Source organism: Mesorhizobium sp. WSM4809, from assembly GCF_055811655.1.
Window position 1 is genome coordinate 19,862 of sequence record NZ_JBVVQW010000011.1, and the last position, 7,779, is coordinate 27,640.

5 protein-coding genes and 1 pseudogene are annotated in these 7,779 nt (G+C 65.7%); all 6 read right to left on the minus strand.

The window, feature by feature from the left end; translation table 11 throughout:
* Positions 1-209: 209 nt before the first annotated feature.
* Entirely contained in the window at positions 210-1,994 is a 1,785-nt protein-coding gene (locus AC0L24_RS23520) for an ABC transporter ATP-binding protein (RefSeq protein ID WP_473564182.1), read from the minus strand.
* 9 nt (positions 1,995-2,003) lie between these two features.
* A complete protein-coding gene (locus tag AC0L24_RS23525) occupies positions 2,004-3,038 on the minus strand; it encodes a glycosyltransferase family 2 protein (protein ID WP_473564183.1) in 1,035 nt (344 codons plus the stop codon).
* 4 nt (positions 3,039-3,042) lie between these two features.
* Positions 3,043-4,149, minus strand: a complete 1,107-nt coding sequence (locus tag AC0L24_RS23530) for a glycosyltransferase family 2 protein (protein ID WP_128289000.1) — start codon at positions 4,147-4,149, stop codon at positions 3,043-3,045.
* Entirely contained in the window at positions 4,146-5,312 is a 1,167-nt protein-coding gene (locus AC0L24_RS23535) for an acyltransferase family protein (protein ID WP_292696444.1), read from the minus strand. The genes AC0L24_RS23530 and AC0L24_RS23535 overlap by 4 nt, the downstream gene beginning before the upstream one ends.
* A 612-nt stretch (positions 5,313-5,924) precedes the next feature.
* Positions 5,925-7,166: an ATP-binding protein gene (locus AC0L24_RS23540; protein WP_127396778.1), complete on the minus strand. Its 1,242-nt coding sequence runs from the start codon at positions 7,164-7,166 to the stop codon at positions 5,925-5,927.
* Positions 7,163-7,660 (minus strand): annotated as a pseudogene (locus AC0L24_RS23545) (winged helix-turn-helix domain-containing protein); the annotation flags it as partial. The gene AC0L24_RS23540 and the pseudogene AC0L24_RS23545, both read right to left, overlap by 4 nt.
* Positions 7,661-7,779: the final 119 nt, after the last annotated feature.

The window sequence follows — 7,779 nt, forward strand, 5'->3', positions numbered from 1 at the left end:
AGAGTAAGCCCAATGGGGCACCGGCCAGGCGGATCGACAGGTCCGCCGCACAGACAAGGTAGCGCGCCTCGGTTCCGCACGGCATTGGTGCGATCACGGAAGGTGTCAGCGGCAATTCCCGGGCTGCTGATTCGAACCTTTTCGACGACCCGCCGGCCGGAGGCTGCAAACACGCCCGGGAAACGATCGCGGGCCGGCCCGGTGCCTTCTCAGTCGAGCGGCTCGTGCTGATAAAGCTCGTCCATGCTGAGCGAGGCCAGGGCGCCGAAAGGGGCCTGCTTTTTCACGCGGCCGCCGCTCAGGATGACCACGTCGTCGCAGAACGAGATGGTGCTGTGGTGGTGGCTGATGACGATGGTCGTGCGGCGGCCGGCTCTCGACTTCAGGGTCTCGACGATGGCCGCTTCCGACAGCCCGTCCACCGCATTGGTGGCTTCGTCCAGGATGAGGAGATCGGGATCGCGCACCAGGGCTCTGGCCAAGGCGATCCGCTGCCTCTGTCCCGCCGACAGATTGACGCCCCTGTAGCCGACCAGGGTCTCGTAGCCCTGAGGCAGCCTTTCGATGAACTCGTGCGCTTCGGCCAGTCTTGCGGCGGCTTCGGCGTCGCCGGCTGTCGCCGCGTCCTGGCCGTAGGTTATGTTTTCAAAAATGCTGCCGTCGACCAGTTCCAGTTCCTGGCTGGCCAGGGCGATGTGCCGTCGCCACTGGCTGGCGTCGATCCGGTCGAGCGGCGATCCATCGACGAGGATGCTGCCGGTGTCCGGTTCGACGAAGCGGCACAGGAGATTGACGATCGTCGTCTTGCCGGCGCCCGAGCGGCCGATCAGCGCCGTCGAGCGGCCGCCGCGGATTTCGTATGTCGCCGCATGCAGCACCACCTCGCGCCGGTCCGTACCGGAATAGGTGAATGTCACATCGTCGAACTTGATGCCCTGGCGCAGACCGTGGAACGGCCCGTCGCCTTGCGGCGGTGGCGGCTTGCCGGCGGGATCCAGCAGCCATGTCACCTCTTCTAGCGATCCGCTCAGGCCCTGCAGCTGGCTCCACGAGCCCTGCAGGGCCCGCATATGCGGCTGCAGCCTGTAGAGCAGGATGACGAAGGCGATGATCAGCGGGAAACTCACCTGCGCCAGCCAGGCGCCGATCACCACCGCCAGGAACAGCATGGCGTGGAGAACCTCCGTCATCGGCGGCAGCGCTCCCTGGCGCACGAGCAGCGCGAAGGAAGCGCGGCGAACCGCATCCGACGCCGTGTCGAATATCGCCTTTTCCCGGTTCTCCTGTCCGAAGATGCGGATCAGCCGTCCGGCATGCACAAGGTGAAGCATCTGCGAGGCGAGGTGGCCGTTGCGCGAAGCGACGCTGCGGCTGGGCTCCTTCAGATTGGCAGAGAGGATGGCGTGCGCGATCTGGACGAGCGCCAGTCCGAGCGTGACCAGAAGCGTCATGCGCCACGAAAGCAGCAACAGGAAAGCCAGGAGGATGATGGCGGCCGATGCGCTGACGATGGCCGACAGCATGATCTGGATCGCATCGGAGGCCCGCCAGGATTCGTTGGAGATGATGTTGAGCAGGCGTCCGGGACTCTGCCGCAGGAAGAACGGGTAGCCGACCCGCAACAGCTGCTCCGACAAGGCGCTGCGGATGGAATGGCTTGCCTTGCCGGAGATGAAGGTCGTCAGCAGCGTGTTGGCGAAGGCGAAGACGTTCTTCAGGATGATCGAGCCGAGGATGGCGACCGAAATGACGATCAGCCGGTCGCGCTCGCTCAAGCCCGATCCGACATGCTGGAGGACAGCGGAGAAGCCGCCCATGCCGGCCGCATCCCCATGTCCCATGATGATGCCCAGCAACGGGATGATCAGGCCGATGCCGAACCCTTCGAGGACGGCGCTGACCAGGCCGAGTACCACCACCGCCGGAAGCAGGCGCAGTTGCCGCTTTCCGAACGCCCGGAACAGCATCGGCAGGCTTGGCGGCAGCATCGGCATTATAGCGTTTCACCTCGCCTGGGCATTGGCTTGCTGATCTTGCCGCACCGGCTCGGCCCGCGGCCGTCTGGCCAGCAGGAGAACCGCGAACCTGGCCGCGCCGAGCAAATTCATGGCGACGATCGGCCAGTGCGGCAGGTTGAGTTCACGATCGAAGGCGGGTCCTCCCGCCAATTCCCTGATAGCCCCTCTTGCGGCCCAGTAGAAATGGCGAAGCAGCCAGGGCGCGTGGCGAACATGCTTCAGGCAGAGCCCGCCATTGCCCAGGCTGTAGTCGCGGTGCAGCTTTTCGATGGCTTTGCGATCCCGCCGGCCGTGATGATGGAATATCGTCATGTCAGGCACATACTCGACCGCGATGCCGAGCAGCATCGCGCGCACGAGATAATCGGTGTCCTCTGCCGACCGCAATGGTCCGCCGGCGCCGAAGCGTTCGTCGAAATAGCCGATGCGGGCCGCGACGTCGCGGTGCATCGTCATGTTGCAGCCCAGCACGAAACCGCCGGGATGAACATCCGGCGTCAGCCGCTCGCGCGCCCACGACCGCTTGATGGTGAACGGCAAATCCCTGGCATCGCCAAGCTCGACACGGCCGCCCCGGATGAGCCATTGTTCCCCGGACGCATAGTGTCGCTCCAGATCGCGCAAATAGTCGCGATGGAGCGCGCAGTCATCGTCGACGAAGACCAGCACACGGCCGCGCGCGCGCCGCAGCCCGGCGTTGCGGGCGGCCGCCAGTCCGGGGCGCGGCTCGCAGACGGGCGTGAACGGAATGTCCGACGCAGTGGCGATGCTGGCCAGGCGTTCGGCCGTGCGGTCCATCGAACCGTTGTCGACGACCACGAGTTCGGCGGCGAAGCCGGCATGTGCGCGGCAGGCGGCTTGCACCGACTTGATGCAGGCATCGAGCACCGCGACGCGGTTGCGCGTGCAGATGATGAAGCTGACCTCCGGCGCCGATCGGTCACGGCCGCGACCGGTCGGGGCAGGGTCAAGCGCCGTCGAACGATCGCGCTGCAGAGCTTGGTGGGCTTTGACGATCATGCCTTTAACTCAACCGATGAGACGCCAGAACCGCCGCGGCGGGCGCGGATTTGAAGAAGTATGCCATGGCATCGGCTTGTCTGGCGGCCGACAGCGAGGCGAGGCTGAGCCAGGGCGCCCAGGCGCCGGGCCGCAGCGCATATTGCTCGCGGCGCCGGATGGCGTTCCATTTCGCGGTCCGCGTCAGCAATTCATGCGTCAGCGCAGGCTGCTTTTTGTCGGCGACGAGCTGGTAGAGGAAATAGAACAGGTTCAGCGCGCCAGCCTCGAAGCTCGGCCGCGTCGCCGCCGGCAGCGAGCGGATTTCCTCCTCCAGCGCGACGATGAAGCTGGCCGCACGGGCGACCGTGTCGTGGCTGACCGCATCGCCGATGTCTCGCAGGTCCCGCGTGGCCTGCGCCAGGCCCTCGCGCTCGAGGTTCTCGGCGACGATCCGCAAATGCGTCCTGCGCATCTCCTTGACGTGCCGGCTGGTCACGCTTGCCTCATGGACGCGGTAGACGACCAGGTTTTCGGGCATCATGGCTGCCGGGTAACGGCCGGCCAGCCGCCTGAAAAGATCGAAGTCCTCGGCGTGCCTGTAGATCGGGTCGTAGTGGAGAACGCTGTCGTCGACGACCTTCCTGTTGTAGACGACCGTCGGGTGCATAAAGATCGTGAAGAACATCGCCAATACAGGGATGCGGCCGAACTGGAACACCGGATCGGGCTTACCCCTGGCGATGCGGCCGCGGATCAACATGTCGACGCCGGCGCCGCAGAAGCCCAGTTCGGGCCGCCGCTCAAACAGCGCCACCTGGCGCGACAAACGCCAGGGATAGGCGACGTCGTCGGCGTCCATCCGCGCGACCAGTTCGCCCCGGGCGAGCGCCAGCCCTTCGTTGAGCGTCGCGACGAGGCCGCGGTTTTCGCGCGAGACGATCGAGATGCGGCTGTCGGCCTTTTGGCATCGCTCCAGTATCTCGAGCGAATTGTCGGTCGAGCCGTCATCGATCGCGATGATCTCCAGGCGACTGTGATCCTGCCGCAGGATGCTTCCCAGCGCGGCGGCGAGATAGGGGCCGGCATTGTAGACCGGCAACAGGACGGAGACGAGCGGCGCGGCGGTCATCGTCTTGCATCCGTGCGCTGGAGTTCGAGCGCCGGTGTGCGGCCATCGGGCGATCCGCCGGCCGCCGTCGCGAGCCACCCGCCATGGCCGACCTGTGCGGGGCGGGTGCGCGCGACATAGGGGAAGTAGCGCTTCAGGCTGTTGAGCGGCCTCTCGAAAACCACCCAGGAAATCCAGGCCGCGACAATCGTGGCGGCGCCCGCAACCAGGAATCGCCCTGGCCCTTGCGCCGAGACGTTGAGCGGAATCCAGGGCTGCGCCTTGACGGCGAGCGACAGCAATATCGGATGATAGAGATAGACGCCGTAGCTGATGCGGCCGAGGCCAAGCAGCGGCGGCAGTTCGGCAAGCCTGCCCAGGATGCCGCCAAGGCCGCGCGAACAGGCTGCTACGATGACCATCAGCGGCACCAGGGGCAGGACTTCCCGCAGCAGCCAGCGGGCCCATTCCAGTGTCGGATCGGCGGGCTCCGGGACTAACCACTCGATGACAAGGAATGCGGCCGCGAAGGCAGGCCAGCCCAGCCGCATCCAGTGCGGCAGGCCGGCGCCCCTAAAATGCCAGCAGGCAAGCAGCGCGCCCGTCGCCAGCGCATCCATGGATGCCGGCGGCAGCAGGTCGCGCGCCAGCGCCGGCGTGGCGGTGATCGGCCAATAGAATCGATAGGCCAGCGACAGCGCGATGACAGCGATGCAGATGGCCTCGAAGCGGCGGCGTGGGGCCAGCAGGACGACCAGCGGCCAGGCAAGATAGAACTGCTCCTCGATGCTCAGGCTCCAGAAATGGCCCAGTACCCAAGGATTCCAGTTATTGTGCTGCGCATACCAGAAGTTCGACAGATAAAGCGCATGCCAGACCAGCGACCCCCTGGACTGATCCAGGTCGACCAGCCAGACGAAACCCAGGACGGCAAAATAGGGCGGGAATATCCGCAACATCCGCCGGATGTAGAAGGAGCGCAGCGCCGGGCCGGTTTCGAATTCGGTGGCCGAGCGCGCCTCCAGGAGCAGGCGCGTGATCAGGAAGCCGCTCAGCACGAAGAACAGCCGCACACCGATATGGCCCCAGAACGAAGGTCCCTCCGCGAAGAAATGGGAATACAACACCATCGTTACGGCGATAGCTCTCAACGCATCAAGTTGGATGTCACGGGCGCTTCCCATCAGCGGCTTCCGCCGGCGTGATATCCGCGATGAGGCCGCCAGCCGGCCGTTTCGAGCGGCAGGCTAAGGCGGACGAGACCCGCCAAGGCACCCGCAAATCCGCGCATTGCGAGCACGGCCGGGCCGGGCTCGAAATCGACGGACGGACAACTCAAGCTGGTCAACCTGGCGGAATCCTCCACGGCGTATGTCCAGTCGCAAACGAGTCCCCCCAGGACATCGTTCGGCTACGGCATTGTGCAGCGCAACACAAAATATCTACCCGGCTGAAATACTTATGTGAGCAAGTGCTAAAAATTGACAAAACCGGCCGGTTCTCGCCATTTCTGGGGAGTTTCCTCAGAATTAAACCTTGGCGTTTAAATTGTGCCGATATTCCCGCCCCGGTTGATTGAGGGGAGCTCTTGGCTTGAGAGCCTAGTTCTTTGTGAGGTCGCAAGAAATTCTGGAATCTATATTTTGGCTAATATGGATTCGATCCTGGTTCCGCAGAGAAATGAGTTGGAGCCATTGGCTTTGCGCAGTGCAGCATGGTCGCCGTTTTTTCGTCGGTTGCCGCACGCAACGTCCGTCACTCGGCTGAGCGAGCATCTGCTGTGGGCCGCCATCCCGTCACACCGCGTCGAACACCACCGTCTGTTCCAGCCCGCCGCCCCGGCGGTTTTCCAGCGTTACCGTGCCCCCGTAGCGCTCGATGATCTCCTTGGCGATGGCGAGGCCAAGACCGGCTCCGGGGACGGATTGCAGGCGGCCGGGGTTGACGCGGAAGAAGGGCTCGAACGCCTTGTTCAGGAGTTCCGTGGGTATGCCCGGGCCATGGTCAGATATGGTCAGCACGGCGCGATTGTCGGCTGCGGCCAGGTCGATGCGGCACGCCTTGCCATGGGTGGCGGCGTTGACGATCAGGTTGCGCAAGGCGCGGCGCAGGCCAAGCGCGCCGGCCCGCACGCAAACCTTGTCCAGGTGCCCGATCGAGACGGCATGGCCGAGCGATGCCATCTCGGCTTCGATATCGCGCACCGTCTTTGCCAGGTCGACCGCTTCGACGGCGTCCTGGTTCACCTCTTCGCGCACCAGGCGGATGGCGCTGTCGGCGATGCGGTCGAGTTCGTCGAGGTCGTGAAGCCATTTGTCGCGTTCGTCGTCGAGGAATTCGGCGCGCAGCCGCATGCGCGTCATCGGCGTTCGCAGATCATGGCCGGCGGCGGCGACCAGCCGCATGCGGCTTTCCATGGCGGTCCGCAGCCGCGACGAGAGTTGGTTCAGCGCATGCGCGGTGGCCTTGACCTCGGCCGAGCCCACTTCCGGCACCGCCGCCAGCACGCCGTCCGATCCGATCTTGGAGACGGCGGCCTCCAACATCTCGAGCGGGCGGATCAGCACCGAGGTGAAATAGACCGACACCGCCGTGGCGCCGGCGACGATCAGCGAGATCCAGCCTGCCAGAACCAGCCATTCGCGCCTTGGCGGCTTGAGGTGCGGCACCTCCATGATCGCCCAGCGGCTGTCAGGCAGGTGCATCGATGCGATCTGGCCGGGTTCGTCCGCCTTCTCGTTGACGACCGCCGGAAAGTCGAGGCCACGGCGGTGCAGGATGTCGTTGAGCATCGCCGTTTCGGCACGAGCCACCTTGCCGCCCGCCGGATGGTCGGCGAATTGCACCCGCAGGACGTCGGGGATCGGCCCCGGCAAAAGCCGCACCACCAGTTCCATCTGTTGGGCAATCCAGGGCACGGTCAGTTCCGGTGGCGGTCCGCCGCCGCGCACGCTGATGACGGCGGCCGTCGCCAGGCCGACGACGCCGACGATCGAGGCGACCAGCAGCAGGATGAGACGGCGGCGCAGCGAATTCACGCCTGGCTCTCCACGGTCTCGACGCGCGCGGTGAGCTGGTAGCCGCCATTGCGCACGGTCTTGAACAGCGGCCCGTCGCCGCTGTCCGAAAATTTCCGGCGCAACCGGCTCACCAGCACATCGACCGAACGCTCGAGCGGGTCGCGCTCGCGGCCTTGCGTCAGGTCGAGAAGCTGGTCGCGCGATAAAAGCCGGCCGGGGCGGTCGAGAAACACCTGCAAGAGGTCGAACTCGGCGCCCGTAAGGTCGACGGCCACGCCTTGTGCATCCGTCACCTTGCGGGTGTCCGGCTCCAGCCTGTAGCCGGCGAAGCGGTAGGTACGCGCGCGCGGGGAGGCGGGCGCCTCCTCGGGCGCCGAGCGCCTGAGCACGGCACGGATGCGGGCAATGAGCTCACGCGGGTTGAACGGCTTGCCGAGATAGTCGTCGGCGCCGAGTTCCAGGCCAATGATGCGGTCGACATCTTCCTTCAGCGCGGTCAGCAGGATGATCGGGGTGTGGGGGGGGGGGGGGGGGCCGCCCCGGGCCATTTAATCGCCCCCCACCGGCCGCACCCACCCCACGGCCCCCCCGCGGGAGCTCCGGGCCCGCCCCCCCCCGGGGCCCCCCTGCG

Coding starts and splice junctions, on each gene's coding strand:
- AC0L24_RS23535 (WP_292696444.1), bottom strand. CDS start 5,312: ATGGGAAGCGCCCGTGACATCCAACTTGATGCGTTGAGAGCTATCGCC.
- AC0L24_RS23520 (WP_473564182.1), bottom strand. CDS start 1,994: ATGCCGATGCTGCCGCCAAGCCTGCCGATGCTGTTCCGGGCGTTCGGA.
- AC0L24_RS23530 (WP_128289000.1), bottom strand. CDS start 4,149: ATGACCGCCGCGCCGCTCGTCTCCGTCCTGTTGCCGGTCTACAATGCC.
- AC0L24_RS23525 (WP_473564183.1), bottom strand. CDS start 3,038: ATGATCGTCAAAGCCCACCAAGCTCTGCAGCGCGATCGTTCGACGGCG.